The organism is Kitasatospora sp. NPDC048298 (genome assembly GCF_043201465.1).
In the GTDB taxonomy this organism is placed as follows: Bacteria; Actinomycetota; Actinomycetes; order Streptomycetales; family Streptomycetaceae; genus Kitasatospora.
On the sequence record NZ_JBICYZ010000043.1, the window covers coordinates 60,941 to 85,820 of the forward strand.

Annotated in this window: 19 protein-coding genes, 1 tRNA gene and 1 pseudogene; 17 read left to right on the plus strand and 4 right to left on the minus strand. The window is 74.6% G+C overall.

The window, feature by feature from the left end; translation table 11 throughout:
• Nucleotides 1-14: 14 nt before the first annotated feature.
• The 3 genes from ACGF0D_RS28130 to ACGF0D_RS28140 are packed head-to-tail and all read left to right on the plus strand — an operon-like array spanning nucleotide 15 to nucleotide 1,286.
• Nucleotides 15-914 (plus strand): Scr1 family TA system antitoxin-like transcriptional regulator, encoded by a 900-nt coding sequence (locus ACGF0D_RS28130; protein WP_392920933.1) that lies wholly within the window; start codon nucleotides 15-17, stop codon nucleotides 912-914.
• Nucleotides 877-1,008, plus strand: coding sequence for a DUF397 domain-containing protein (locus ACGF0D_RS28135; RefSeq protein ID WP_392920935.1), 132 nt, complete (start codon nucleotides 877-879; stop codon nucleotides 1,006-1,008). Before ACGF0D_RS28130 ends, ACGF0D_RS28135 begins: the two co-directional genes overlap by 38 nt.
• Before the next feature lie 20 nt (nucleotides 1,009-1,028).
• Nucleotides 1,029-1,286: a DUF397 domain-containing protein gene (locus tag ACGF0D_RS28140; RefSeq protein WP_392920937.1), complete on the plus strand. Its 258-nt coding sequence runs from the start codon at nucleotides 1,029-1,031 to the stop codon at nucleotides 1,284-1,286.
• A 168-nt stretch (nucleotides 1,287-1,454) separates the two neighbouring features.
• Here ACGF0D_RS28140 and ACGF0D_RS28145 read toward each other — a convergent pair whose 3' ends face one another.
• Nucleotides 1,455-2,084, minus strand: coding sequence for a CGNR zinc finger domain-containing protein (locus ACGF0D_RS28145; protein ID WP_392920940.1), 630 nt, complete (start codon nucleotides 2,082-2,084; stop codon nucleotides 1,455-1,457).
• Between the two features lie 97 nt (nucleotides 2,085-2,181).
• Here ACGF0D_RS28145 and ACGF0D_RS28150 point away from each other — a divergent pair, with 97 nt between their 5' ends.
• From ACGF0D_RS28150 to ACGF0D_RS28165, 4 genes are all read left to right on the plus strand, one after another.
• Nucleotides 2,182-3,249 (plus strand): alcohol dehydrogenase catalytic domain-containing protein, encoded by a 1,068-nt coding sequence (locus ACGF0D_RS28150; RefSeq protein ID WP_392920943.1) that lies wholly within the window; start codon nucleotides 2,182-2,184, stop codon nucleotides 3,247-3,249.
• Between the two features lie 6 nt (nucleotides 3,250-3,255).
• Nucleotides 3,256-4,254, plus strand: coding sequence for an alpha/beta hydrolase (locus ACGF0D_RS28155; protein ID WP_392920946.1), 999 nt, complete (start codon nucleotides 3,256-3,258; stop codon nucleotides 4,252-4,254).
• Nucleotides 4,255-4,362: 108 nt separating this feature from the next.
• A tRNA-Leu gene (locus tag ACGF0D_RS28160) sits at nucleotides 4,363-4,446 on the plus strand.
• Between the two features lie 230 nt (nucleotides 4,447-4,676).
• On the plus strand, nucleotides 4,677-5,033 hold the full coding sequence (locus ACGF0D_RS28165; protein ID WP_392920948.1) for a peptidase inhibitor family I36 protein: 357 nt from the start codon (nucleotides 4,677-4,679) through the stop codon (nucleotides 5,031-5,033).
• 206 nt (nucleotides 5,034-5,239) lie between these two features.
• On the opposite strand, the gene ACGF0D_RS28170 is transcribed toward ACGF0D_RS28165, so the two are convergent.
• Nucleotides 5,240-5,509, minus strand: a complete 270-nt coding sequence (locus tag ACGF0D_RS28170; protein WP_392920951.1) for a hypothetical protein — start codon at nucleotides 5,507-5,509, stop codon at nucleotides 5,240-5,242.
• 745 nt (nucleotides 5,510-6,254) lie between these two features.
• Between ACGF0D_RS28170 and ACGF0D_RS28175 the strand changes: the two genes are divergently transcribed.
• The gene (locus ACGF0D_RS28175) at nucleotides 6,255-9,092 is read left to right on the plus strand and encodes an AAA family ATPase (RefSeq protein WP_392920954.1); all 2,838 of its coding nucleotides are present in this window, start codon (nucleotides 6,255-6,257) and stop codon (nucleotides 9,090-9,092) included.
• A 2-nt stretch (nucleotides 9,093-9,094) separates the two neighbouring features.
• On the opposite strand, the pseudogene ACGF0D_RS28180 reads toward ACGF0D_RS28175, so the two are convergent.
• A pseudogene (locus tag ACGF0D_RS28180) lies at nucleotides 9,095-12,807 on the minus strand (AAA family ATPase).
• Between the two features lie 313 nt (nucleotides 12,808-13,120).
• Between ACGF0D_RS28180 and ACGF0D_RS28185 the strand changes: the two are divergent.
• Nucleotides 13,121-14,350, plus strand: coding sequence for a histidine kinase (locus ACGF0D_RS28185; RefSeq protein WP_392920957.1), 1,230 nt, complete (start codon nucleotides 13,121-13,123; stop codon nucleotides 14,348-14,350).
• Nucleotides 14,347-15,093 carry a response regulator gene (locus ACGF0D_RS28190; RefSeq protein WP_392920960.1) on the plus strand — a complete coding sequence of 249 codons (747 nt, stop codon included), beginning with the start codon at nucleotides 14,347-14,349 and terminating at the stop codon, nucleotides 15,091-15,093. The genes ACGF0D_RS28185 and ACGF0D_RS28190 overlap by 4 nt, the downstream gene beginning before the upstream one ends.
• Nucleotides 15,094-15,145: 52 nt before the next feature.
• On the opposite strand, the gene ACGF0D_RS28195 is transcribed toward ACGF0D_RS28190, so the two are convergent.
• A complete protein-coding gene (locus ACGF0D_RS28195) occupies nucleotides 15,146-16,558 on the minus strand; it encodes an amidase (RefSeq protein WP_392920962.1) in 1,413 nt (470 codons plus the stop codon).
• 125 nt (nucleotides 16,559-16,683) lie between these two features.
• On the opposite strand from ACGF0D_RS28195, the gene ACGF0D_RS28200 reads away from it, so the two are divergent.
• The 7 genes from ACGF0D_RS28200 (at nucleotide 16,684) to ACGF0D_RS28230 (ending at nucleotide 24,611) form a co-directional block, all read left to right on the plus strand.
• Nucleotides 16,684-17,313, plus strand: coding sequence for a TetR/AcrR family transcriptional regulator (locus tag ACGF0D_RS28200; protein WP_392878678.1), 630 nt, complete (start codon nucleotides 16,684-16,686; stop codon nucleotides 17,311-17,313).
• A gap of 112 nt (nucleotides 17,314-17,425) precedes the next feature.
• Nucleotides 17,426-17,923, plus strand: coding sequence for a hypothetical protein (locus ACGF0D_RS28205; protein WP_392920965.1), 498 nt, complete (start codon nucleotides 17,426-17,428; stop codon nucleotides 17,921-17,923).
• 191 nt (nucleotides 17,924-18,114) lie between these two features.
• A complete protein-coding gene (gene aroA, locus ACGF0D_RS28210; protein ID WP_392920967.1) occupies nucleotides 18,115-19,362 on the plus strand; it encodes a 3-phosphoshikimate 1-carboxyvinyltransferase in 1,248 nt (415 codons plus the stop codon).
• A gap of 80 nt (nucleotides 19,363-19,442) precedes the next feature.
• Nucleotides 19,443-20,468: an RNA ligase family protein gene (locus ACGF0D_RS28215; RefSeq protein WP_392920969.1), complete on the plus strand. Its 1,026-nt coding sequence runs from the start codon at nucleotides 19,443-19,445 to the stop codon at nucleotides 20,466-20,468.
• A 182-nt stretch (nucleotides 20,469-20,650) separates the two neighbouring features.
• Nucleotides 20,651-21,700 carry an alpha/beta hydrolase gene (locus ACGF0D_RS28220; protein WP_392920972.1) on the plus strand — a complete coding sequence of 350 codons (1,050 nt, stop codon included), beginning with the start codon at nucleotides 20,651-20,653 and terminating at the stop codon, nucleotides 21,698-21,700.
• A 238-nt stretch (nucleotides 21,701-21,938) separates the two neighbouring features.
• Nucleotides 21,939-22,850, plus strand: coding sequence for a diiron oxygenase (locus ACGF0D_RS28225; protein WP_392878666.1), 912 nt, complete (start codon nucleotides 21,939-21,941; stop codon nucleotides 22,848-22,850).
• A gap of 69 nt (nucleotides 22,851-22,919) precedes the next feature.
• Nucleotides 22,920-24,611: an FAD-dependent oxidoreductase gene (locus ACGF0D_RS28230; protein WP_392920974.1), complete on the plus strand. Its 1,692-nt coding sequence runs from the start codon at nucleotides 22,920-22,922 to the stop codon at nucleotides 24,609-24,611.
• Nucleotides 24,612-24,880 lie beyond the last annotated feature (269 nt).

A 24,880-nucleotide genomic window follows, 5' to 3' on the forward strand; every position in this document is an offset into this window, starting at 1 on the left:
CGAGCTCCGCGATCATGTTCGGCGAGGAGATCCGCTACGCGCGAGAGCAGGCGGGCTACACCCAGGAGGAGTTGGGCAAGCTGCTCCACCTCGACCGGACGGTGGTCTCACGGACCGAGGGCGGGCGGCGCAAGCCGCCTCTTGATGAGGTCGTGGAGATCGGGCAGCTGCTGAACACCGGTGACCTGCTCATGCGGCTGTACGGGATGGTCGACTGGAACGCGTCGATCGATCACCCTGATTGGTTCCAGGAGCGCGCGGACCTTGAAGCGGTCTCGGTTGCGTTGCGGGTGTACCAGGACAGCATGATTCACGGCCTGTTGCAGTGCAGGCAGTATGCGCATGCGCTCTTCGCCAACGGCGCTGTGGCCCTGAGCCCGAAGGAGATCGAGGAGCGGATCCGCGCCCGACTCGGTCGGCAGAGTCGTTTTCTCGCGCCCGACGGGCCGCTGTTGCTCGTCATCCTCGATGAAAGTGCCATCCGCACGGCTGTGGGTGGGCCGAGCGTGATGAGACGTCAGATGGAGCATCTCCTGCGGGTGGCGCAGCTTCCGAACGTCATCATTCAGGTGGCGCCGTTCTCGAACCGGCGGACCTTCGTCAAGACAGCTATGGTGTTGCTGGAGCTTCCGGACGGAGAGCGCTGGGTCTACTCGGAGAGCCTCGATCGAGGCCATCTGAGTGATGCTTCCGACACCGTGGCCAAGCACCAGCGTCGCTATGATCAGCTCCGTGCTGAATGCCTGTCAGAGGCTGACTCGCTACAGCTGATCGCCGATGCGCTGGAGGGTTACAGAGATGATGAGCAACGAGCTCGCCGCAGCCGCTTGGCGGAAGAGCAGCTACAGCGGGGACGACGGCGGGGACTGCATCGAGGTGGCATCCGGATTCCCCGCCCTCGTTCCGGTGCGTGACTCCAAGGATCCGCAGGGCCCGGCGCTCGTTTTCCCGGCTGTCGCCTGGGAAGCCTTCGTTGCGGCGGTCCGTGAGGGCGACTTCCCGGCGTAGAACTCCCCGAGGAGCGAGCTGTGTTGATCTGGCGGACGAGCAGCTACAGCGGTGACAACGGCGGCAACTGCATCGAGGTCGCTGCGGCCGCCTGGCGCAAGAGCAGCCACAGCAACAGCGACGGCGGCAACTGCGTCGAGGTAGCCCCCGGATTCCCCGGCCTCGTTCCGGTGCGTGATTCCAAGGATCCCGCCGGCCCGGTCCTGGTCTTCCCCGGCTCCTCCTGGAGTGCCTTCGTCGAGGCCGTCCGCGCCGGCCACCTTCCACTCGAAGGCTGATCCACCCCCTCAACGCCCTCGGGGCGGGGCGCCCGCCGGCGCCCCGCCCCGAGGACGTTGTTCAACTTCCTTGCTGTGTCGCCGTACCGGCGGCGCAGCGTGTGTGTATCAAGGGTGCCCCGCTGGGTCCCGTGAGGGCTGTCCAGAAAGCGCCTCAGTCCGGTGCGCTTATCGGATAGACGCAACCGCCTCTTCGGCCTCAGCGGTTGCCTGGCTCCTCGCCCGGTAGGCCCGCTTCTTCACCAGGGCGCCGCAGGTCTTCATCGAGCACCAACGCCGTGCCCCCGCACGGGAGGTGTCGACGAACGGCGTCCCGCACGCCGGGTTCCCGCAGATGCGGACGCGCGTCCGCTGGTCGGACCCGCAGAGTTCGATCAGGTCCCGCGCGACCATGGAGAGCACGGCCGTGACGCCGTCCCCGTGCCAGCGGACGGTGGCCGCGTCGGGCGAGAGTACGGGCGCCGAAGTCGGTGCGGCCGCAGCGCGGTTGACGAGGTCGACGTCCCCGACCGCGGGCGTCGTTCCCTCCGCCAGGGCGAGGCCGATCCGCTGGACCGCCTCGCGGAGTCGCCTGGCGCCGTCCAGGTCGGCCTCGGTGCAGGCCGGCGCGGCTGTCGTGCAGCCGCTCTCCACGCACCAGCGGCTCAGGTCCTCCGGCCGGGCCAGCCGTTCGACCCGCACGTCCTTGCCGCGGTCGGCCAGCGTGCCGGCGAAGGCGAAGCACAGCCGCGCGTCGTCGAACCGGAAGTCGGTCCTGGCGCGCTGGCGCCCTTCTCGTCGGCCGTCCCCATCGCTCATGTCCACCACTTTAGGCGGTTGACGCGGTGCGCGGCGAGCACATAGCGTCCAAGTCCACCGCTTGAACCGGTGGACAATCCCTGAGGAGGTCGCGTCCATGCGCGCCGCAGTCATCGAAGAACTCCGCAAGCCCCTCGTCATCCGCGAGGTACCCGATCCCGATTGCCCTCCGGACGGTGCGATCGTGCGCGTCGGGGCCAACGGCATCTGCCGCACCGACTGGGCGCTGTGGGCGGGGGAGTTCTGGACGGGAGGGCCGCGGGTCGAGCCGCCGTTCGTCCTCGGCCACGAGTTCGCCGGCACCGTCGTGGAGGTCGGCCGGGACGTCCGGGGCTGGCGGGAGGGCGACCGCGTCATCTTCCCGATGAACCCCGGCGAGGGCTCCTGCGAGATGTGCCGCAGCGGCAACCAGCACGTGTGCGAGCACGTGGACTCGCTCGTGCCCGGGGTCTCCTACTGGGGTGCCTTCGCGGAGTACGTCATGGTCCGCTTCGCCGACGTGAACCTCGTCCGGGTGCCGGAGTCCGTCGGCTTCGTCGACGTCGCCGCCCTCGCCTGCCGCTACATGACCGCCTTCCACGGCGTCGTCGACCAGGCCAGGGTCCGCGGCGGGGAGTGGGTCGCGGTGTACGGGGCGGGCGGCGGCATGGGCCTGTCCGCGGTGGAGATCGCCGCGGCGACCGGCGCCAACGTCATCGCGGTCGACATCGACGACGAGAAGCTCTCGGCCGCGCGCGCCCTGGGGGCCGTCCACACCGTCAACGCGGCCACGGACGAGCCGGCGGAGGCGGTGAAGGCCCTCACCGGGGGTGGCGCCCACGTGTCCGTGGACGCCGTCGGGATCGCCGAGGCCTGCCGGAACTCCGTGCTCTCGCTGCGCACGCGCGGCCGCCACCTCCAACTCGGGCACACCACCGGCGCGGAGCGGGGGGACGTCGCGCTGCCGATCGACGTGATGATGGTCAAGGAACTGGAGTTCCTGGGCGCCTTCGGCATGCAGGGCCAGCGGTTCGGCACGATGCTCAACATGATCGAAGCCGGACGCCTCCACCCCGGCCGGATCGTCACCCGCACCGTCGGCCTCCACGAGGCGGGCTCGGTGCTGGCGGACCTGGAGACGTACGGGCCGACCGGCGTGGTCGTTATCGACGAGTTCGGGGCCTGAGCGGCAATGGCAGCGGACACGACGACGTCCGTCCCCCGTCTGCGGATCGACCCGGAACTCGGCCGGGCCCTCGACGGCGTTCCGATGACCCCCAACGGCGCGTTCGACCTGACCGACATCGCCGCCACGCGCGAGACGCTCCGCGCCTTCGCCGAGGCGAGCGCCGCCAACGCACCCGACGACCCGTCGGTCACCGTGGAGGAACACCGCGCGGCGCGGCCGGACGGTGGCCCCGACGTGCCGATCCGTCTGCTGAGGCCCACGACCGCGAGCGGGCCGCTGCCGGTGCTGCTCTGGTTCCACGGCGGCGGGCAGGTGCTCGGCTTCGCCGCCCAGGACGACCCCTGGCTCAAGCGGCTGTGCGCGCGGGTCGGCTGCGCCGTCGCCGCCGTCGACTACCGGCTGGCCCCCGAGACCCCCGCACCCGGCGCCGCCGAGGACGGGTACGCCGCCCATCGGTGGCTCGTCCGTGAGGCGGGGGCCCTGGGCCTGGACGGTGCCCGGATCGGGATCGCCGGCCAGAGCGGCGGCGGAGGGATCGCGGCGGCCACCGCCCTGCTGGTCCGCGACCGCGGCGGCCGGGCACCGCTCTTCCAGGCGCTGATGTACCCCATGCTCGACGACCGGAACCGGACCGCGTCGAGCCACGAGATCACCGACATCGGCATCTGGGACCGCTCCGCCAACCTCCTGGCCTGGCGGGCGGTCCTGGGCGAACGCGCCGGAACCGGCGACGTCTGCCCGTACGCCGCCCCCGCCCGCGCGGAGGACCTCGGCGGGCTGCCGCCGGCCTTCATCGCGGTCGGCGAACTCGACTGCTTCCGCGACGAGGACCTGGACTACGCCACGCGCCTGCGTGCCCACGGTGTCCCGGTCGAACTCCACCTGTACCCCGGCGCGTACCACGCCTTCGACCTGTTCGCCCCCGAGTCGCGGCTCGCGCAGGCCTTCGAGCAGGCCTGGCTCGGCTACCTCACCCGCCATCTCCGGGCCCCGGCCCCGTAACGCGACCGGGCGGCGGTCGCCCCCACCCGGGGGCGGCCCCGCCCGTTCGCCGGGGGGTGGTCGGAGGCACCCCTCCGGATGGTCTATAGTTTTCCTCATCACCCAGATGCGCGGGTGGCGGAATAGGCAGACGCGCTGGATTCAGGTTCCAGTGCCCGAAAGGGCGTGGGGGTTCAACTCCCCCCTCGCGCACAGCGAACGGCCGGTCGATCTTCGGATCGACCGGCCGTTTTGTCTTCCATGGTCGCGAGGGGTCCGGCATCCACTGGTGCCGGGCCCCTTCGCGTTCCAACTCCCGCTCCCCGGGGCCGATTTCGTAAGGTACGACTTTCCCGGCCGCTGTTTACCGCTCCCCTCCGGGGTGGGATTCCCCTTCCGGGCGGCGAGGCCGCTGCTCGCCGAGGAATCGGAAGGGGGCCGCCGTGCCGTGGTCCATGCGGGGTCGGGCGGCCGTCTCCCTGACCGCGGCGGCGCTCGCGAGTGCCGCCGTGATCCCCGCGGCGGGCGCACCGTCCGTCCCCAGGCAGCTCGGCCGTCCACGGGGCCACACGGTGTGCGCGTACACCGAGGCGGACTACCAGGGTCTGCTGGAGCACATCAGGCAGCCGCGGCCGCTGATCGAACCGCCCGTCGAGAGCGCGGTCAACCACAGTCAAGTGGCCTGGTGCTTCTACGAGTTGCCCGCGTACGGCGGCCTCCGCGTCGCGGTCGAACCGGGCCGCGGCGCCGCCAGCTTCCCGTACCCCGTCCAGTCCGCGCGACCGGCCGGAGCAGAGTGAGCCGCCCTCGGCGGATCCTCGGCGGCTCTCCACGCGCCGGGCGCGCCGGGCCGGTTCCGCGGCCTTGCCGACCCGCGCCATGTGACGCCCTTCCCCCGCGGCCCACGGGTGCCTTCACGGGAACGGCCGGTCGACCTCCTGGTCGACCGGCCGTCCAACCGCTCCGGAGTCGTGAGGGCCTCACGACTCCGGCGGTGCGGGGTTCGTCACTCGTTGTTCCACATGGCGCCCGCGCCGGTGTACGAGCCGCTGATGCCCTCGTTGTCGGCGTAGGTCCAGGCGGTGGCGTGGGAGAGGCCGTCCGGGCTGACGGTGGACTGGTTGGCGCCGAAGCCGGCGCCGTTCTGGTTGGCGGTGAAGAAGCCCTGACCGAAGGACGCGTCCAGGCCTTCGGTGGCCGAGGCCAGGCCGGCGCAGCCGATCACGAGCGGGGTGGTGAGGGCGGCAACGGCCAGGACACGCTTGACAGCACGCATGATGGTTCTCTCCGTGGAGTTCGAGATCAGAAGCGGCGGCGACCGGTCGGCCCCGCCGGAACCAGACAGCCACGGGCCGCGACCCCCCGCAAGCGACGCCGCCATCCGAACAGACCTCACGGACTGTCAGACACACCGTGCTGACCTGCGGAGATGGCCGATCGGGCGATCTGTGCGCAAGGTCGTTCGGGCGGAGCACGCCGCTCGCCGGGCACCACGGAGGCGGCCGGCCGATCCACGGATCGACCGGCCGCCGGACTCACCGGGCCGGGTGGGTCACCGGGTGACCGCCACGAACCTCCAGCGGAGCCCGGCCGCGGTGGAGCCGGGGGCCGCGAGCAGATCGTGCCGAACCGCTGGGTGCCCCGGTGGGTGTCCGGGGACAGGTACACCGGGTAGGGTGCCGGCTCCGGGTCGTCGACGGAGAGCGCCGACTCGGATCCGCCGTCCTGCGTGACGATCTCGCCGAGGCCGGCGGCCTCACGCGGGTCCCGGAGGAACCGGCGCCGGGCGGCCGAGCCGTCGACGTGGGACATGGCGGAGCCGGTGCCGTGGTCGCGCGTCGCGCCCCGGCTCCGGTGGCCGAAAGTGGACCGGGGAGTTCATGAATTGACTATCCGTTTACCGCCATAATGGGCGGCCAGAGGCGTTCACGGCCGTGCCGAGGGGATTTCCTCCCGAGGAAGTCCGGTTTCGGCGCGCGGGTGGCGGTCGGCCGGAATCGCGCGGGAGGGGAACGGTTGTGGTGGGCGGGGTCGAGGCCGGCGTGCTCGGCGACGGAGGTCCGCTGGTCGGCCGGGACGGCGATCTGCGGCTGGTCCGGGAGCGGCTCGGCATCGGGGCCGGTGGCGGGGCGCTGCTGCTGGTCGGCCAGGCCGGTGTCGGCAAGAGCGCCGTCCTGGACGCGGTCGCCACGGCCGCGCTCGCGGACGGCGCCCGGGTGTTCCGGGCCTCGGGCGTGGAGTTCGAGGCCGACTGCGGCTACTCGGGCCTCAACCAGATCCTCTTCCCGCACCTCAGCGCCCTGGAGCAGCTCGACGCCGCGCTGCGCGACGCCCTGCGGGTGGTGCTCGGCTTCGACAGCGGCCCGCCGCCCGGGCAACTCCTCGTCTCCAACGCCGTCCTGCGGCTGCTCCAGACCGTCGCCGGCGGGCAGCCGCTGCTGCTCGTCGTCGACGACCTGCACTGGGTCGACCCGGCCAGCACCGCCGTGCTCGGCTTCGTCGCCCGCCGGGTGACCGGCCTGGGCGTCGGCTTCGTGGCGGCCGCGCGCTCCGGCGAACTGGGCCCCCGGGAAGCCGCAGCCTTCCCCACGTACGAACTCCCGCCCCTCGACGACGAGTCGGCGGCCCGGCTGCTCGCCGACCGGTTCCCCGGCCTCGGGCGCGGAGTACGCCGGCGGCTGCTCGCCGAGGCCGGCGGCAACCCGCTGGCACTGCTGGAACTGCCGCCCGCCGTGCCGGCGGCCGCCTCCGCCGACTGCCCGGTCGTACCGGCGCTCAGCAGACGGCTGGAGACGCTGTTCGGGGCGCGGATCGCCCGGCTGCCCGCCGCCTCCCGGCAACTGCTGCTGCTCGCGGCCCTGGAAGGCACCGGCGACCTCGCCGTGCTGCAGGCCGCCGCCCGCCGGGCCGAGGGCTCGTACGGCCTGGACGCCCTCGGCCCGGTCGAGCGCGACCGGCTGGTGGACATCGAGGAAGGGCTGCAGCGGCTGAGGTTCCGCCACCCGCTGATCCGATCCGCCGTGGTGACCCACGCGCTCAGCGGCGAACGGCGCGCCGCGCACGCGGCACTCGCCCAGGCGCTGGCCGACCGGCCCGAACGCGGCGCCTGGCACCTGGGCGAGGCCACCCTGGAGCCCGACGAGGAGGTCGCCGCGCTGCTGGAGCACGCCGCCGGCCTCACCCTGCGGCGCGGCGACGCCGCCGGGGCCATGCGGACCCTGATCCGGGCGGCCGACCTCTCCCCGGAGGGGCCGAACCGGCGCCGCCGGCTCGCCGAGGCCGCCTACCTGGGCGCCGAGTCCACCGGGGAGCTGACCAGCGCCCGCCAACTCCTGGACGACGCGCGCCAGGCCGGGCCGGAGGGGGAGGACTCGCTGCACTCGGCCACGGCGTCGGCGCTGCTGGTGCTCAACGGGGACGTGCCCGGCGGGGGCGGCGACGTGGGCGGGGGCGGCGACGTGGGTGCCGCGCACCGGCTGCTGACCACCGCCATCGAGTCCGCGGCCGGCGCCCACCGGTACCGGGCCGACGACAAGGCGCTCGTCGACGCGCTGCACGTCCTCGCCGTGATCTGCTTCTTCGGCGCCCACCCCGACCTGTGGCGCTCCTACGACCGGGCCCTGGAACGCCTCACCCCCGAGCCGCCCGCCATTCTGACCGTCCTGGGCCGCACCTTCGCCGACCCCGCGCGCACCGGCGCCGCCGCGCACGGGCAACTCGACGCCCTGACAGCCGCGTTGGGCGAGGAGGCCGACCCCGTACTGATCACCCGGGTCGGCACCGGGGCCCTCTACCTCGACCGCCTCGGCGAGGTCCGCGAAGCGGCCTGGCAGGTGGTGCGGGCCGGACGCGAGGGCGGCCCGGCCCGGCGCCACCTCTCCTCCCTCATCCACCTGTGCCTGGAGGACTACCTCACCGGGCGGTGGGACGAGGCGCTCCACCTCGCCGGAGAGGCGCTGCGGGCCTGCGAGGAACACGGGTACCGCGCCTTCGCCTGGTACTTCCTGTTCATCAGGTCCATCGTCCTCGGCGCCCGCGGCCACACCGAGGAGAGCCTCGCGACGGCCGGCCACGTCATCGACTGGGCCGCGCGCCACGGCGCCCCCTGCGCCGCGCACTACGCCCACCACGCCGCGGCCGTCGCGGCCCTGGGCAGCGGGGACTTCGCGCTCGCCTACCGGCACGCCGACGCCGTCAGCCCCGCCGGCACCCTGGCCTCCCACGTCCCCCACGCGCTGTGGGTGGCCGCGCACCTCGTGGAGGCCGGCGTCCGCTGCGACCGGCGCGAGGAGGCCGCCGCGCACGTCCGGGCCATGCGCGAGGCCGGGCTGGGCGCCGTGTCCTCCCGGCACGCCATGCTGCTGGAGGCCTCGGCCGCCCTGTGCAGCGACGACGACCGGGAGGCCCTGCGGCTCTTCGCCCTCGCGCTGGACACCCCCGGCGGCGACCGGTGGCGCTTCGACCACGCCAGGGTCCGGCTCGCCTACGGAGAACGGCTGCGCAGGGTCCGGTCCACCACCGAGGCCAGGGACCACCTCGGCGCCGCACTGGCCATGTTCGAGGACCTGGGGGCCCGGCCGTGGGTCGAGCGGGCGAGGAACGAACTCCAGGCGACGGGCCTGAGCCGGCCGGGGCCCGACGCCTCGAACACCCGTGGCCTGAGCGCCCAGAAGCTGGAGATCGCCCGCCTCGCCGCCTCCGGACTCACCAACAAGCAGATCGCCGACCGGCTGTTCATCTCGCACCGCACGGTCGGGGCGCACCTGTACCAGATCTACGAGAAGCTCGGCATCACCTCCCGCACCATGCTGCGCGACGCGCTCGGCCCGGTGCCGGAGCCGCCGCAGCGCGCGGGCTGAGGCTACGCCCCCGGCACGCCCAGGGCGGCGTCCGTGTCCCGGCCGCCCCAACCGCCGTCCGGGCGGCGCCAGATGACGTGGACGCCGAAGACGTCGCGGACGGTGTCGGCCGACCAGTCCTCGGTGGGCGCTTCGGCGAGCACCAGGTAGAGAGCGGCGGCGGGCGCGGGCAGGGTGTGGTTGATCTCCAGCAGCCGGGTCGCGCCTGAGCGCAGGTCCGGGTAGGAGGAACAGCCGGTGCCGAGCGCCTCGTAGAGGAAGAGGCCCTGCCCGGTGACACAGGCGACGTCGACGACCGGCGAGTCGGTCGGCTGGAAGTCGGCCCAGAGCAGGGCCGACTTCAGCGCGTACCGGACCGCTTCGTGCTTCTTGCAGCCGCGGTCGGCCTCGGCGGACGCCTCCAGCATGCGGAGGAAGCCCTCCTTCGTGGCCGGGGCGGGTGCGGCGGGGGTGCTGACCGCGGGGACCATCGGGCTGTCGTCCTCCTGCTCGGGGTGGCGCGGGGCGGCGGGGGGCGCGTCCGCGTCGGTGGGGGTGGGTTGGGTGGGGCTGGTCTCGGAGGGGGCGGTGTCGGCGGGGGCGGTCTCGGTGAGGGCGGTGTCGGCGGGGGCGGTCTCGGTGAGGGCGGTCTCGGTGAGGGTGGTTGAGGCCGAGGTGGCGGGGGTGAAGCGGGCCCGGAGCCTCTCGCGGCTTCGGCCAGGCGCTCCGTCCAGCCCGACGCCGTGAGCTCCGCCCGGAGCCGGACGAGGTCCAGGGCGCCCTCCTTCAGCGCGCGGTTGGTCGTCGCGGCGAGGTCGCGCAGAGCGCCCAGCGCGTCCCGGTCGGGGGAGCCGAGCAGGTGGAACACGTCGACCCAGTCGGCCTGGTCCCGCCGCAGCACGCGGTTGGCCATGCCCTGCAACTCGGAGAGGTGGACGCGGGCGTCCGGGACGTCCCCGTCCCTCCCGACCAGCTCGCCGAGCACGTCCAGCGCCGCGACGTAGCGCCCCGCCATCCGCTCGGAGACCGGGGACCGGCCCCGCTGGTCGGCGGTGAGGACGGTCTGGGTGGTCTCGTTCGCGAACACCCAGCAGTCCAGCTTCTCGCCCAGCCGCGGGGGCACCGAGCCGTGCCGGACGGTGAGGACGACGGGCCGGTCGATCCCGGGGGAGAGGGGCTTGACCCGGTAGCGGCCCCCGGGGGCGCGGCCGACGACCTCGACCCTGACGTCCGCGCCGATCCGGGGGAGGGGGCCGGTGGCCTTCTCCGTCGGAACGGCCTGCTGGGGCTCGGACCGGGGTGCGGCCTGCGGATCGGCCGGGGGCGCGGCCTGGAGATCGGCCTGGAGATCGGCCTGGGGTGCGGTCGGGCCGGGGGCGGTGAGCGCCTCCGGCAGCGGAGCGGTGTGGAGCACGGTGAGGCTCTGGGTGCTGCGGGTCAGGGCCACGTACAGCTGCCGCAGCCCGGCCGGACCGCGATCGGCGATGGTGGCCGGCTCGACGACCAGGACGTGGTCGTACTCCATGCCCTTGGCCTGGGCGGCGGCCAGGACGGACACCGACTCGCGGCCCCCGGTGCCGCCCGTGCCGTCTGCCACGGCACCGCCCGTGCTGTCGCCCGTGCCGTCGGCCGGGGCGCCGCTCCGGTTGAGCCGGCGGTCGATCTCGTCGAGCCAGTTCGAGTCGTCGGGGACGATGACGGCCACGGAACGGGGGGTGTGCCCGTCGTCGGTGCCCACCAGGCGGGCCACCTGGGTGACGGTGTCGTCGAGCAGCCGCCACGGGTCGGTCGCCACCGTCCGCACCGCGTCCGGGCCGACCGAGCGGACGGCCTGGGGAGACGTCAGCGTCGGTGCGACCGCCTGCGCGAGGGGCGCGACGAACCGCATGATCTCGACGGGAACGCGGTAGCTGGTCTCCAGCCGGGCGATGCGCCAGTCGCCGTCGTCGGAGAGGATCGCGCCGAGCTGCTCCCACGTCGCCGGGATGTGCGGCCCGGTCGCCTGCGCGAGGTCGCCCAGGACGGTCATGGAGCCGTTGACGGCGCAGCGCCGCCGCAGGGTGCGGGCCTGCATGGGCGTCAGGTCCTGGGCCTCGTCGATCACGATGTGCCCGTAACGCCTCGGGGTCTCCCCGCTGATGAGCATCCGGAGCTCTTCGAGGCAGACCTGGTCGTCGAGGGTCCAGGGTTCGGCACCGGCGGTGGCGGCGCGGGCCCTGAGCAGCACCGCCTGCTCGTCCGCGTCGAGGACGCCGTCGGCGCAGGCGGCCAGGAGGTCGGGCGAGTCGTAGAGGGTGCGCAGCGCCTCCCGGGCGCCCGGTGACGGCCAGACGCGGTCCACGAGTCGCTCGACCCGGCGGTTGCGCTCCAGGTCGCGGCGGACCGAGTCGGCTTGCCGGCGCCGCGGCGCGACGTCCGAGAGCTCCTTCAGCAGACGGTCCACGAGCAGGCCCCGGAAGCGGTCGCGGCGCTCCCGGTAGGGGCCGTCGCCGGTGTGGGCCCGGGCGAGCAGGGCGAGGACCTCGGACCGCGACACGCGCAGCGTCGTGCTGCCGGCGGTCACGACGACCGTGGGCTCGTCGCCCTCGAAGGAGGGGGCTTCGGTGAGGTCGTCCAGCGCCTCGGGACGGTACTCGCGCTCGACGCGCCGCCGCAGGACGGCCGCCATCCGCTCGTCCGACTTCACCGTCCTGGCCCGCGGGGAGTCCGTGCCGAGCACCTCGCCGTCCCACAGGCGGTTCAGCTGGACGGCGTTGACGTCCCGGGTGCCGAGGGTGGGGAGGACCTGGCCGACGTAGTCGAGGAACCGCTGGTGGGGGCCGATGACCAGGATGTCCTGGGCCTTGAAGTGGGCGTTGTCGACGAGCCAGGTCACCCGGTGGAGGCCGACGGCGGACTTGCCGGTGCCGGGGCCGCCCTGGATGACCAGGATGTCCGAGGGGGAGCCGGTGACCAGGGCCATCTGGTCGCGCCGGATGGTCTCGACGATGTCCCGCATCCGGCCGTTGCGCGAGCGCTGGAGTTCGCGCAACAGGAAGTCGTCCGGCCGGAGTTCCGGGCGGCGTTCCGGACGGGGCGGGGCGGGGGCGTCCGCCTGGTCCTTCGCCGCGGGGTGGGGGCCGCGCTGGCCGCGGTGCTCGGTGGCCTGCCGGGGGACCGGCCGGGGAGTGGGGCGGGGCGTGGGTCGCGGGGTCGGACGGGGTACGGGACGGGGCTCGGTGGCCGCCTCGGGGGACGCTTCGGCAACCGCCTCGGGGGCGGGTGCGGGGAGCGCGTCGGGCATCGGTGCGGAGGCCGACGGGGCGATCTCGTCGAAGTAGTCCTTGACGATGTGCCGCACGCACCGCAGCCGGCGTCGCAGGGAGACCTCGCCCGGAGACTCGGGCAGGGCCTCCGCCCACCGCTTCGCCAGCGGACTCGACCAGAGCACCACCACCGGATCGCGCGCGTCGTCCCGTACGCCCCGGCGCCCGATGTACCAGGGGCGCGGCTTGCCGCCGGGGTCCTCCGGGGCGTCGACCCGGGCGAAGACCAGGGCTTCGTCGTTGAGCCCGTCGTACGCCGCGGCCCGGGCCTCCGCCTCCGCCCGGTTGGCGATCCCGTCCTTGCCACTCGCCGATGCCTTGGCCGTCGACGATCCGCTCAGCTCACCGAGCCGCGCGGCGTAGCAGCGGTAGGCGTGGTTCACCGCGTGCTGTTCGACAGCCAGGACCTGGTCCCGAGTGGTCGTGCCCATGTGCGTCCTCCCTGCGGTGCCCGGGGCGCCGCTGCGGGCCTGCGTCACGGGCCTGCGTCCGTGCGTGGTGAAACAACTACCAGAGAGCGGGCGGTGACGAACAGACGGAACTGGCGTTCCCCGGGCGGGGGTTCGGGACCGGCTCGTCGGGGGCCCGGAGGGCGGTGGGGTGGTCGGACGGGGTGTCGGTCGGGCGTCGGACGGGGTGCCCGTGGGCTTCGCGGGGCGGTGGTGGTGGCGGTGGCGGTGGCGGTCGAGGTCCTCCCTCGATCGGGGGAGGAGCGGGACCGGAAGGGCGGTGATACTGGCGAACATGATCAAGGGACTGCGGCCGCTGCTGCGCGGGTCGACGTATACGGGTGTGCTGTTCGCGGTGGTCGGGGCGCTGGCCGGGCTGCCGGTCGCGATGCTCGCGCTCGGACTGACGCTGGGGCTGGACGGCCGGCCGGAGGCGGCCTGGGCGGCGCTGCCGGTGTGGGTGGTGCTGCTCGGGGTGGCCGGGCTGCCCCGGGTGGTGCGCCGGGTGCTGGCGGCGGGGGCGCGGCGGCTGCTGGGCGTCGCGGTGCCCGACCCGGTGAAGGGGGCCGCGACGGAGCGGTGGCGGACGCCGGCGTTCGTGGTGGTGCACGTGCTGCTGGGGTGGCTGGTGCTGGTCGGCGGCAGCACGCTGCTGGCGATGGGCGTGACGCTGCCCGGACGCTGGGCGGCGGGCGAGGCGCGGGTGAGCCTCTTCGGCTGGGCCGCGGAGCTGACGGGCATCTGGGCCTGGATCGTGGGGGTGCTCTGCCTGCTGCTCGCGGCGACGCTGTTCGCGGTGGTGTCGGGCGCGCTGCGGTGGCTGGCGCCGCGACTGCTCGGGCCCTCGCCGGCCGAGCGGCTCGCGATGGCCGCCGAGCGGGAGCGGCTGCTGGCCGAACGCAACCGGCTGGCACACGAGTTGCACGACTCGATCGGGCACACCCTGACCGCCGCCACCATCCAGGCGGCCGTCGCGGGCGAGGTGCTGGCCGCCGACCCGGCCGCGGCCAGGGCCGCCATGCGCAGCATCGAGGAGTCCACCCGGGCCGCGCTGGAGGACCTCGACTACGTGCTGGGCGCGCTGCGCGAGGAGCAGTCGGGCACCGCGCCGACCCGCACCCTCGCCGACCTGCCCGAACTGGTCGACCGGCTGCGGCACGCGGGCGCGGTCGTGGTGCCGCGGACCTCCGGGGACCTGGCGCAGGTGCAGGGCACGCTCTCCCGGGCCGCCTACCGGATCGTCCAGGAGGGGCTGACCAACGCGCTGCGGCACGGCGCGGGCGGGCCGATCGAGCTGCGGGTGGCGGCGGGGCCGGAGGAACTGGAGCTGAGCGTGGTCAACGGAGTGGGCGGCGGTGCGGCCGGTTCGGCGGGGTCCGAGGCGGGCGGCTTCCCGACCTCGGGGCACGGGCTGCCCGGCCTGGCCGAGCGGGTGCGGCTGCTGCACGGCGAGTTCGAGGCCGGGCCGTACGGCGAGGGGCAGTGGCGGCTGGCGGTCAGGCTGCCGATGCGGTGGACGGCGTGAGCGGCGCGAGCGGCGCCGATCCGGGTACGCCCGACGTCACGCTCCTGATCGCCGACGACGACCCCGTCACCCGCAGCGGGCTGGGCACCCTGTTGGGCGCCCAGCCGGGCATCACGGTGGTCGGGACGGCCGCCGACGGGGTCGACGTGGTCGAGCGGGCACGGCTGTTGCGGCCCGACGTGGTGCTGATGGACGTGCGGATGCCGCGCCGCAACGGGATCGAGGCGACCCGCGAACTGCTGCGGGAGCACGGCCCGTCGGGGGAGCATCGCCAGTCGGGGGAGCCTGGCTCGTCGGGGGAGCCCGGTGGGCCTCCCAAGGTCGTGGTGATCACCACCTTCGAGAACGACGGCTACGTCACCGCCGCGCTGAGCGCCGGAGCCTGCGGCTTCGTGCTCAAGCGGCTGCCCGTCCCGCAGATCGCCGAGGCGGTGCGGGTGGTGGCGGCCGGGGAGGCGGTGCTGTTCCCCGCCGCGCTGCGCCGGATGGTCGCGCCCCGGCCGCTGGACTCGGCCGAGGCGCTGCCCCGGGCGGGGCTGACCGGGCGGGAGGAGGGGGTGCTGCGGCTGATGGCGACCGGACTGTCCAACCCGGAGATCGCGCAGGCGCTCGCGGTGAGCCAGGAGACGGTCAAGACGCACGTGGGGAACGTGCTGAGCAAGCTCGGCGCGCAGAACCGGACCCACGCGGTGGTGATCGCGTACGAGAGCGGGCTGGTGGTGCCGGGCCTGCCGGGGGCCTGACCGGCCCCCGGCGGGGCTCACGGCCGCGGGCCTGACCGGCCCCCGGCGGGGCTCACGGCCTCGGGTCGATCGGGGTGAGGGTGCCGAGGCGGTCCTCGACGGCCTGGGCGGCGGTCAGGCAGAGGTCCTCCCGGAAGGCCCGGCCGATGAGCTGGACGCCGGTCGGCAGGCCGTCCGCGTCGAGACCGGTGGGGACGGCGACGGCCGGGACACCGACGAGGCTGGTCACCGAGCAGAGCCGCATGGCCGAGGCGACCCGGTCACGGCCCGCCTGGTCCCGCGACTCCAGGCCGGGCTCGACCGGCGGCTCGGTGAACACCGGGCCCAGCACCAGCGGGTACTCGTGCAGGAACTCCGCCCAGGATCGGCGGATGCCCATCCGGGCGCTCATCAGCCGGACCAGGCCGGCGACGTCCGCGGGCGGGGCGCTGCGCATCGTCAGCTCGATGTAGCGGTCGCCGCCCTCGCCCAGCAGCTGCCGGACGGCGGGCCAGGTCGGTGCGAACTCGCTGACGGGGAGGCGGTGGTAGGTCTCGTACGCCTCGTCCAGCCTCGGGACGTCGGGGATCTCCCGGACGTCGTACCCGGCGTCGCGCAGTACGTCGGCGGCGGTCTCGACGGCGCGGCGGACGGCGGGGTGGACGCCCCGGCCACCCGGGTCGGTGACGACGGCGACCCTGATCGGGCCGTCGAGCGGCTCTCCGTACAGCGGGACGGGCACGGCGCGCGGGTCGCGGATGTCGGTGCCCGCCAGCGTCTCGTAGGCGAGCCGCAGGTCGGCGACCGTACGGGCCAACGGGCCGTCGGTGACCAGGACCTGGGAGGCCGGGCCGGGGTCGTCCGGCCCGATCAGGCGCTGGTCGGTGGGGAAGCGGCCGAGGGTCGGCTGGAGGGCGGCGACGCCGCAGAACGAGGCCGGGACGCGGACCGAGCCGCCGGAGTCGTTGCCGAGCCCGAGCGGGGCCATCCCGGCGGCGACGGCCACGCCGTCCCCGCCGCTGGAGCCGCCGGGGGTGCGGCTCGCGTCCCACGGGTTGCGGGTGTCGCCGTACAGCTCGCTGCGGGTGTGCATCCCGGCGACGATCAGGGTCGGCATGTTGCTGTGGCCGATCGGGATCGCCCCCGCCGCGCGCAGCCGGGCCACCGGGACGGCGTCGGTGGTGGCGACGTGGTCGCGGAAGTGCGGGGCGCCGAAGGTGGTGGGCACGCCGGCGATCGGGGTGCACTCCTTCACGGTGAACGGCACGCCCGCGAGCGGGCCCAGTTCCTCGCCCGCGGCCCGGCGGCGGTCGGTGTCCCGGGCGGCCTCGCGGGCCCTGTCGGCGAGGAGCTGGGTGACGGCGTTCAGGTCGGGGTTGACCTCGGCGATCCGGGCCAGGTGGCTGTCCACCACGTCCAGTGCCGACGCCTCGCCCGTGCGCACGGCGGCGGCGAGTTCGGTGGCGGGCCTGCTCCACAGGGGCATGGGGGTACTCCTCCGACTTTCGACGTTCCGATGCGGTCGCATCGGTTACCGCACTCTAGCCCGGGAACCGATACGCTTGCATCGGAATAAGTCCGAGACCGGATGACGTGCGGAGGAGACTGGAGATGCCCAAGCAGGTGGACCACGAGGACCGGCGCCGGCGGATCGCCGAGGCCGTCTGCCTGCTGGTGGACGAGCACGGGCTGGAGGGCGTCAGCCTGCGGGACGTCGCCACCCGGGCGGAGGTCTCGATGGGGGCCGTCCAGCGCTGCTTCCACACCAAGGAGGAGATGCTCCTGTTCGCGCTCACCCACGTCGGCGAGCGGGTCGCCGAGCGGGTGCGCGGCCGGCTCACGGCCGGACCGGCGCAGTCGGCGGCCAGCGAACTCGGGCTGGTGGCCGGTGAGGTGGCGCTGCTGCGGGAGGAACACCGGGCCGAGGCCAGGATCTGGCTCGCCTTCGTCGCCGGAGCCGCCGTCAACCCGGCGCTGGCGGCGACCCTGCGGAGCAGCTACGCGGCGCTGGAGGAGCTGATGGTGCGGCTGGTCGCCGAGGCCGCCGGCGCGGCGGTGGTCGGCGGGTCGGCGCTGGGTGGGGAGACGGCGGGCGCGGCGGTGGTCGCGCGGACCGAGGCCCGGACGCTGCTCGCCCTGGCCGACGGGCTCACCGCGCACGTCCTGGTCGGGCACCGGACGGTGGCGGAGGCGGAGGAGGTCCTGCACGCGCACCTGGCCGGGCTCTGGGCGCGCTGCTGAAACGGGGGCGGGGGCCGTCAGCCGTACCGGATCCGCGCAGATGAGATGATCAACGGCCTGGGCGGCCTGGGCGGCCTGGGTGGCCCGGACGGTCGGCAGCGGGGAGGGCGGGATGGCGGGCACGACGGCGCGTTTCACCGACCCCGGGGTCAAGCTGCACCACTTCGCCGACGAGGTGCTCGTTCGCTGCCCGGAGTGCGGGGGCTGCGCCCTCGTCCTCGCGCGGCTCGGCGACGAGTGCGAGCACCGGTGGATCGGCGACCAGGAACACACCCGTCGACGGCTGCGGTGCGGCTGCGGGCACACCGTGGACGCGTTCCCGGGCTCGCGGGCGTTCGGCGGGCCCGCCGACCCGTACTTCCGGCTGCCGCTCTGGCTGGACGCGGATTGCCGGGGGCGGCGGCTGTGGGCGTACAACCCCGCGCACCTCGACCTGCTGGAGGGCTACGTCGGGGCCGGTCTGCGCGAGCGCGCCACGGCGCCCGCCTCGATGACGCTGCTCGCGCGGCTGCCCGCCTGGGTGAAGTCGGCCAAGCACCGGGACGACGTCCTGCGGACGATCCGGCGGCTGCGCGCCACCGTCCCGCCGGGACTGTCCGCGGCCGGCTGACGAGTTGTCGGCTGCCGGTCGTCGGGCCCGCTCTCCGAACGCCGCCGCCCTTTCGAACCGTCGCCCGCCGTTGGCGCCCCGGTCGCCGTCCAGTCCGTGGATGGTCGGCGAAGGCGGCGGCCGGGTGGGGCAGGATCGGGCCCGACGTCACCGGAGACACCGGTCGGACACTCGTGTTGGGAGAGCCTGCCGTGACCGCTGTGGAGATCCCGGGGTCCAAGTCCATCACCGCCCGGGCGCTGTTCCTGGCCGCCGCCGCCGAGGGCGTGACCACCCTGCGCCGGCCGCTGACCTCGGACGACACCGAGGGCTTCGCGCAGGGAATGGACACCCTCGGGTACCGGATCGAGCGGACGCCGCGGTCGTGGCGGGTGGAGGGCCGCCCGGCCGGGCCCGCCGTACCGGGCGCCGAGGTGTACTGCCGGGACGGCGCCACCACCGCGCGCTTCCTGCCCACCCTCGCCGCCGCCGGCCACGGCACCTACCGCTTCGACGCCTCCGCCCAGATGCGCCGCCGCCCGGTCGCCCCGCTCACCCGGGCACTGCGCGAGCTGGGCGTGGACCTGCGGCACGAGGAGGCCGAGGGGCACCACCCGCTGACGGTCGTCGCCGACGGCGTCCGCGGCGGTGAACTCACCCTGGACGCCGGGCAGTCCTCGCAGTACCTGACCGCCCTGCTGCTGCTCGGCCCGCTCACCCGGGACGGCCTGCGGATCACCGTCACCCGGCTGGTCTCGGCCCCGTACGTCGACATCACCGTGGCGATGATGCGCTCCTTCGGCGTCGAGGTGAAGCGGGAGCTGACCCCCGCCGGCGAGGTGTTCGAGGTGCCCTCCGGCGGCTACCGGGCCGCCGACTACCCGATCGAGCCGGACGCCTCCACGGCGAGCTACTTCTTCGCCGCGGCCGCCCTGGCCGGCCGCGAGGTCACCGTGCCCGGCCTCGGCCGGGACGCGCTCCAGGGCGACCTGCGCTTCGTCGACGTGCTGCGGCGGATGGGCGCCCGGGTCGACGTCGGCGGCGACCGCACGACGGTGGCCGGCGACGGCCCGCTCGGCGGGATCACCGTCAACATGCGGGACATCTCCGACACCATGCCCACGCTCGCCGCCATCGCCCCGTTCGCCACCGGGCCGGTGCGGATCGAGGACGTCCACAACACCCGGGTCAAGGAGTGCGACCGACTGGAGGCCTGCGCCGACAACCTGCGGGCCATGGGCATCACCGTGGCCACCGGAGACGACTGGATCGAGATCCGGCCCGGCACCCCGCGCCCGGTCGAGATCGCCACCCACTCCGACCACCGGATCGTCATGTCCTTCGCCGTCACCTCGCTGCGCGCGCCCGGCATCACCTTCGACGACCCGGGCTGCGTGCGGAAGACCTTCCCGGGCTTCCACGAGGTCTTCGCCGAACTGCGCGCCGGCTGGGGCGTCTGACCCGGTCCGCGGCGGGCGCCGCCCGGCGCCTCCGGAATCCCGGTTGCCAGCCGGCGGGCCGGGCGGCGAGGATTCCGTTCGTGTCCGAGACGGTGTTCGAGACGGTGTCCGACGGGCCCGGGCTGCGGCCCTACCCCAAGATCGCCGCCCGCGGCCGCTCCGGCGGGCCCGGCAGCCGGGAGTGGACCGCGGCGGAGAAGGTGCACGGGGCGCACTTCGCGGTGGTCTGCGAAGGCGGCTCGGTGCGGGCCGCGAAGCGGCGCGAACTGCTGGACGACGAGGGGTTGGACGGCTTCTTCGGCGTGAGCCGGATCTGGCCCGAACTCTCCGTCGCGGCAGCCCGGTTCGCCGCCGCCGTGCGCGGGACCAGCGGCCCCGACGCCGTGGTGACGATCTACGGCGAACTGGCCGGCGGCCGCTACCCGCACCCCGAGGTGCCCGCCGCCCCCGGCGTCGACCCGGTCCAGACCGGCGTCTGGTACGCCCCCGGCCTGCGCTGGCTGCCGTTCGACGCCACCGTCGAGACACCCGAAGGCCGTTGGTGGATCGCCGACCGCACCCTGCGCACGGCCGCGCGGGCCGCCGGACTCACCTGCGTGCCCCTGCTCGGACACGGACCTCTGAACACCCTGCACGACCTCCCGGCGCGCTACCCCACCCGGGTGCCCGCCCTGTTCGGCCTGCCCGAGCTGCCCGACAACCTCGCCGAGGGGTACGTCCTCAAGCCGGCCGGCGAGTGGCACGAGTCCGGCCCGGCCCGTCCCCTGGTGAAGGTGAAGCAGCAGGCCTTCGCCGAGGACGACCGCTACGACGGCGCCCGCCCGTACCTCCCCCCGCCCGAGGGTGCGGCCGGCGTCCCCGCCTGGCTCCTCGTCCAGGCCTCCGTCCTGCTCACCCCCACCCGCGCGGCGGCCGCCGTCAGCAAACTGGGCCCGCGCACGGCCGCGGAGGCCGTGGCGGAGGAGATCGCGGCGGACGTGGCCGACGAACTCGCCGATGCCGTGGGCGGGTTGGAGCCCGCCGTGCTGGCCGCACTGCGTCAGGCCCTGGAACCCGGCGCTCGCTCGCTGGCGTCCTTCGACGCGCAGGACCGGCGTAACTCCTGACGGCGGGGGAACGGAAGTGGCCCGGGCGAGAAGGCGGCTGTCGTGAGCCGAGGTGCGAGGGTCGTGTGCGGGAGGCTTCCAAGTCCGGTGGGCGGGGCCCATCATGGGCTCCCGGTCCCGGTGGGACCGCCCAGACACCGTCCTGGCCCCGTTTCCCGGGCCGCCCTCAGGAGGCAGAAGAGATGACGATCCCACCCGCCGTTCGGATCCAGGCCGCCGCCGTCCGGGCCCTGTACGCCCTGCCGGAAGGGCTGCGGCGGGCGATCGCGGGCAAGTCGGTGGTGCGCGACGGGCAGCGGCTCGCGCCGGACGCGCAGGTGATGCTGAAGCTCCAGCGGCTGTCCGGGGTGGCACTGGTGATGCCGGGCGGGGTCGGGGCGTCGCGGGCCGCGATGGAGCACTCGCGGCACCTGGTGGGCGGGCCGACGGATCGTACGGTGGCCGCGCGGAGCGTCGGCATCCCGCAGGAGCACGGCGAGTCGGCCGCGACGCTGTACACCCCGGACGGGCTGGCGGCGGGCTCCGGCCTGCTGGTCCTCCTGCACGGCGGGGGCTGGGTGATCGGCAGTCGGGCCAGCCACGACCACGTCGCCCGCTTCCTCGCCCGGCGGGCGGGGGTGCGGGTGCTGTCGGTGGAGTACCGCCTGGCGCCCGAGCACCCGTTCCCGGCGGCGGCCGAGGACGCGGTGGCCGCGTTCGACTACGCCTGCGCCAAGGCGGCCGACCTGGGTGCGGACCCGGAGCGGATCGCGGTCGGCGGGGACAGCGCGGGCGGCAACCTGGCCGCCGTCGTCGCCCAGCAGGCCGTCCGGCGGGGCGGCCCCGCGCCGGCGTTCCAACTGCTGCTCTACCCGGCGACCGACGCCTCGACCCGGCGCCCCTCGCGCGGGCTGTTCGCCGACGGGTTCCTCCTGACCAGCGCGGACATGGACTGGTTCGCCGACCGGTACGCGCCCGCGCCCGCCGACCGCACCGATCCGCGGCTGTCGCCGCTGCTCGCGGAGGACCTGACCGGGCTGCCGCCCGCGTACATCGGCACCGCGGGCTTCGACCCGCTGCGCGACGAGGGCGAGGCGTACGCGCGGGCGCTGAAGGAGGCCGGGGTCGAGGTGCGGCTGAGCCGGCAGTCGGACCTCATCCACGGGTACGTCAACTACCTCGGCCTCGGCGGGCGCTTCCGGGAGGCGGCCGCCGAGGCGGCGGAGGCGCTGCGGCAGGCGATCGGCGGGTAGCGGACAGGCGTACGGCCGAGGGCGGGCCGTGGGGGAGGGCCCGCCCTTCGCCGTGCCGTGGGGAGGGGTGGGGGTGGGCCAGGCCGGGGCGTGCAGTGCGTGCAGGGGGCGTGAGTCGACGCTCGCGCGCCGGGTCGTTGCCGCACAGGGGGTTCTCGGCGCCCGGCTCTTATTGTACTGTCCGTCTAATAAGCGGGTGAGCGGGAGCCCGCGGCGGAACAGGCACCTGGAGGCAGCCATGGCGCTCAGCTGGCACGCGGGGCACGGCCACACCACGGCCGACGACGACGTCTCGAAGCGGCTGCTGGAGTCGGCCGCCACCCTCTCCTTCGACCCCTCGGCCGAGATCGACTGGGACGCCCCTCTCCCGGACGAGCACTACGGCCTCAACCCGGAGTGGAGCACCCTCTACGGCACCCGGCTGTGGGACGAGATGACCGAGCGGCAGCGGGTCACGCTCACCCGGCACGAGGTCTGCTCGATCATGAACACCGGCATCTGGTTCGAGATGATCCTCCAGCAGATGGTGCTGCGCGACCAGTACCTCAAGAACCCCGCCAGCGCCGAGTTCCAGTTCGCGCTCACCGAGATCGCCGACGAGTGCCGCCACTCGATCATGTTCGCCCGGGCCTGCGAGAAGATGGGCGTCCCCGCCTACCGCCCGCACAAGCTGATCGCCCAGGCCGGACGCGCCTTCAAGGCGCTCGCCAAGGGCGAACTCGCCTACGGCGGCATCCTGGTGGCCGAAGAGGTGCTCGACGTCATGCAGCGCGACTGGATGCGCGGCGAGAACGTCCTGGAGATCGTCCGCGGCACCTCCCGGATCCACGTGGTCGAGGAGTCCCGGCACATGAAGTTCGCCCGGCAGGAGATCCGCGAGCGGATGCGCCACGCGAGCCTGGCCCGCCGGCGCACCTCGGCCACCGGCATCGCCGTGGGCGCGTACGTCATCGTCACCAGCATGGTGCACCCGGGCGTGTACAAGGCCGCCGGGCTCGACGTCCCGCGGGCGCTCGCCGAGGTACGGGCCAACGAGCACCGCAAGGCGATGATGCGCACCAGCTCCCGGCACCTGATGGCCTTCCTCGCCGAGACCGGGCTGCTCACCAGCCGCGCGGCGGCCGTCTACCGCCGGGTGCACATGATCTGACGAACCGTCGGATCGCTTCCACCGGATCGTTTCCCGCCCATCGGACACAGCGAGGACCCCACCCCGGCCATGGCCTACGCGATCACCCAGACCTGCTGCAACGACGCCTCGTGCGTGTCCGTCTGCCCGGTCAACTGCATCCACCCGACCCCGGACGAGCCGGAGTTCGGTACCACCGACATGCTCTACATCGACCCGCGGGCGTGCATCGACTGCGGCGCCTGCGCGGACGCCTGCCCGGTGGACGCGGTGTTCCCGGTCGACCGGCTGCGCGGCCCCGACACCGTGTTCGGCGACCTCAACCGGGACTGGTTCCGCGACCACCCCAGCGACCACGCCTGGGGCGCGCCCAGCTTCCCGCGCAGCCTGCCGGGCGAACTCGGCACGCTGCGGATCGCCGTCGTCGGCACCGGCCCGTCCGCCGGGTACACCGCGCAGGAACTGCTGCGCAGCACCAGCGCCGAGATCACCATGATCGACCGGCTGCCCGTCACCGGCGGCCTGCTGCGGCACGGCGTCGCCCCCGACCACCAGTCCACCAAGCGGATCGTGGAGAGCTTCGCGAGCGTCTTCCACGACCCGCGGCTGCGGATGCACCTCAACGTGGAGATCGGCACGGACGTCAGCCACCAGGAACTCGCCGCGCACCACCACGCGGTGGTGTACGCGGTCGGCGCGGCCGCCGACCGCCGGCTCGGCATACCCGGCGAGGACCTGCCGGGCAGCCTGCCCGCGACCACCTTCGTCGGCTGGTACAACGCCGAACCGACCGTGCCCGCCGAGGCGGTGGAGCTGTCGGCGGCCGAGCGGGTGGTGGTGGTCGGCAACGGCAACGTCGCGGTGGACATCGCCCGCATCCTGCTCACCGACCCCGACCGGCTCGCGGCCACCGACATCGCCGACCACGCGCTGGCCGCGCTGCGCCGCGGCAGGGTCCGGGAGGTCGTGCTGCTCGCCCGGCGCGGTCCGGAGCAGGCGGCGTGGACCAGGGCGGAGTTCCTGGCGCTGCGGCAGCTGCCGGGCGTCGAGGTGGTGGTGGCGGACGACCCGCAGGTGCGGGCGGCGATCGAGCCGGCGGGGGTGGAACCGGGCGCGGGCGCGGGTGCGCCGGGCTCGGGCTCGGGCGCGGCCCTGCTCGCCGGGCTGCCGCTGGTGCCGTACGACGGGGCCGCGGCGCCCGCGCCGGGGCGGCGGATCGTGCTGCGGTTCCTGTCGGCGCCGGTCGAGCTGTCCGGGGACGGGCGGGTCGAGGCCCTGACCGTCGAGCGGACCACCCTGGCGGCGGACGGCCGGGTCGAGGGCACCGGGGAGCGGGACGTGCTGCGGGCCGGGCTGGTGGTGCGCTCCATCGGGCACCGGGCAGTCCCGCTGCCCGGGCTGCCGTTCGACGAGCGGGCCGGGACGGTCGCCCACCGGGCCGGGCGGGTGGTCGACCCGGCCACCGGGCGGCCGCTGCCGGGGACGTACGTGGTGGGCTGGGCCAAGCGCGGGCCGTCCGGCGGGATCGGCGCCAACCGGGCCTGCGCGCGGGAGACGGTGGACGCGCTGCTGGACGACGCGACCGCCCGCGCGCTGCCCGTCCCGGAGGCCGACCGCAGGGACTTCGAACGGCTGGTGCGCCGCCGGCGGCCGGACGCGGTCGGGCTGCGGGAGCTGCGGGCGGTGGACCGCGCGGAACGCGAGCGGGGCGAGAGCGAGGGGCGGCCCCGGGTGAAGCTCGCCACCGTCCCCGAGTTGCTGGCGGCGGGGCGGCGGCGGTAGCGGGGACCGCCGGGGCCCTGCTGGCGCCGGGGTGCCCGGCGTGCCGGGGCCGGGCGGTGCCGTGGCGGCGTGACGTGCGCAGGAAGTCGGGTGGGCGACTCTGCTGGCGAAGTCGCTGGGGGTGGGTGTGGGACAGTAAGTTCCTTCCGTTTGGGGTGGGTTGGCTGCCTGTTGGGGGTGGGTTGTGCTGCGTCCTGGTGGTGTGTCGGGGATTCCGGTGGAGACCGTGGCGTTGGCTCGTCGGGTTCATCCGGGTGGGACGGATGAGA

Bases quoted from the DNA above. Each gene is read 5' to 3' on its own strand.
- ACGF0D_RS28130 (WP_392920933.1), top strand. From the start codon at position 15: ATGTTCGGCGAGGAGATCCGCTACGCGCGAGAGCAGGCGGGCTACACC.
- ACGF0D_RS28145 (WP_392920940.1), bottom strand. From the start codon at position 2,084: ATGAGCGATGGGGACGGCCGACGAGAAGGGCGCCAGCGCGCCAGGACC.
- ACGF0D_RS28150 (WP_392920943.1), top strand. From the start codon at position 2,182: ATGCGCGCCGCAGTCATCGAAGAACTCCGCAAGCCCCTCGTCATCCGC.
- ACGF0D_RS28155 (WP_392920946.1), top strand. From the start codon at position 3,256: ATGGCAGCGGACACGACGACGTCCGTCCCCCGTCTGCGGATCGACCCG.
- ACGF0D_RS28170 (WP_392920951.1), bottom strand. From the start codon at position 5,509: ATGCGTGCTGTCAAGCGTGTCCTGGCCGTTGCCGCCCTCACCACCCCG.
- ACGF0D_RS28185 (WP_392920957.1), top strand. From the start codon at position 13,121: ATGATCAAGGGACTGCGGCCGCTGCTGCGCGGGTCGACGTATACGGGT.
- ACGF0D_RS28195 (WP_392920962.1), bottom strand. From the start codon at position 16,558: ATGCCCCTGTGGAGCAGGCCCGCCACCGAACTCGCCGCCGCCGTGCGC.
- ACGF0D_RS28200 (WP_392878678.1), top strand. From the start codon at position 16,684: ATGCCCAAGCAGGTGGACCACGAGGACCGGCGCCGGCGGATCGCCGAG.
- ACGF0D_RS28205 (WP_392920965.1), top strand. From the start codon at position 17,426: ATGGCGGGCACGACGGCGCGTTTCACCGACCCCGGGGTCAAGCTGCAC.
- ACGF0D_RS28220 (WP_392920972.1), top strand. From the start codon at position 20,651: ATGACGATCCCACCCGCCGTTCGGATCCAGGCCGCCGCCGTCCGGGCC.
- ACGF0D_RS28225 (WP_392878666.1), top strand. From the start codon at position 21,939: ATGGCGCTCAGCTGGCACGCGGGGCACGGCCACACCACGGCCGACGAC.
- ACGF0D_RS28230 (WP_392920974.1), top strand. From the start codon at position 22,920: ATGGCCTACGCGATCACCCAGACCTGCTGCAACGACGCCTCGTGCGTG.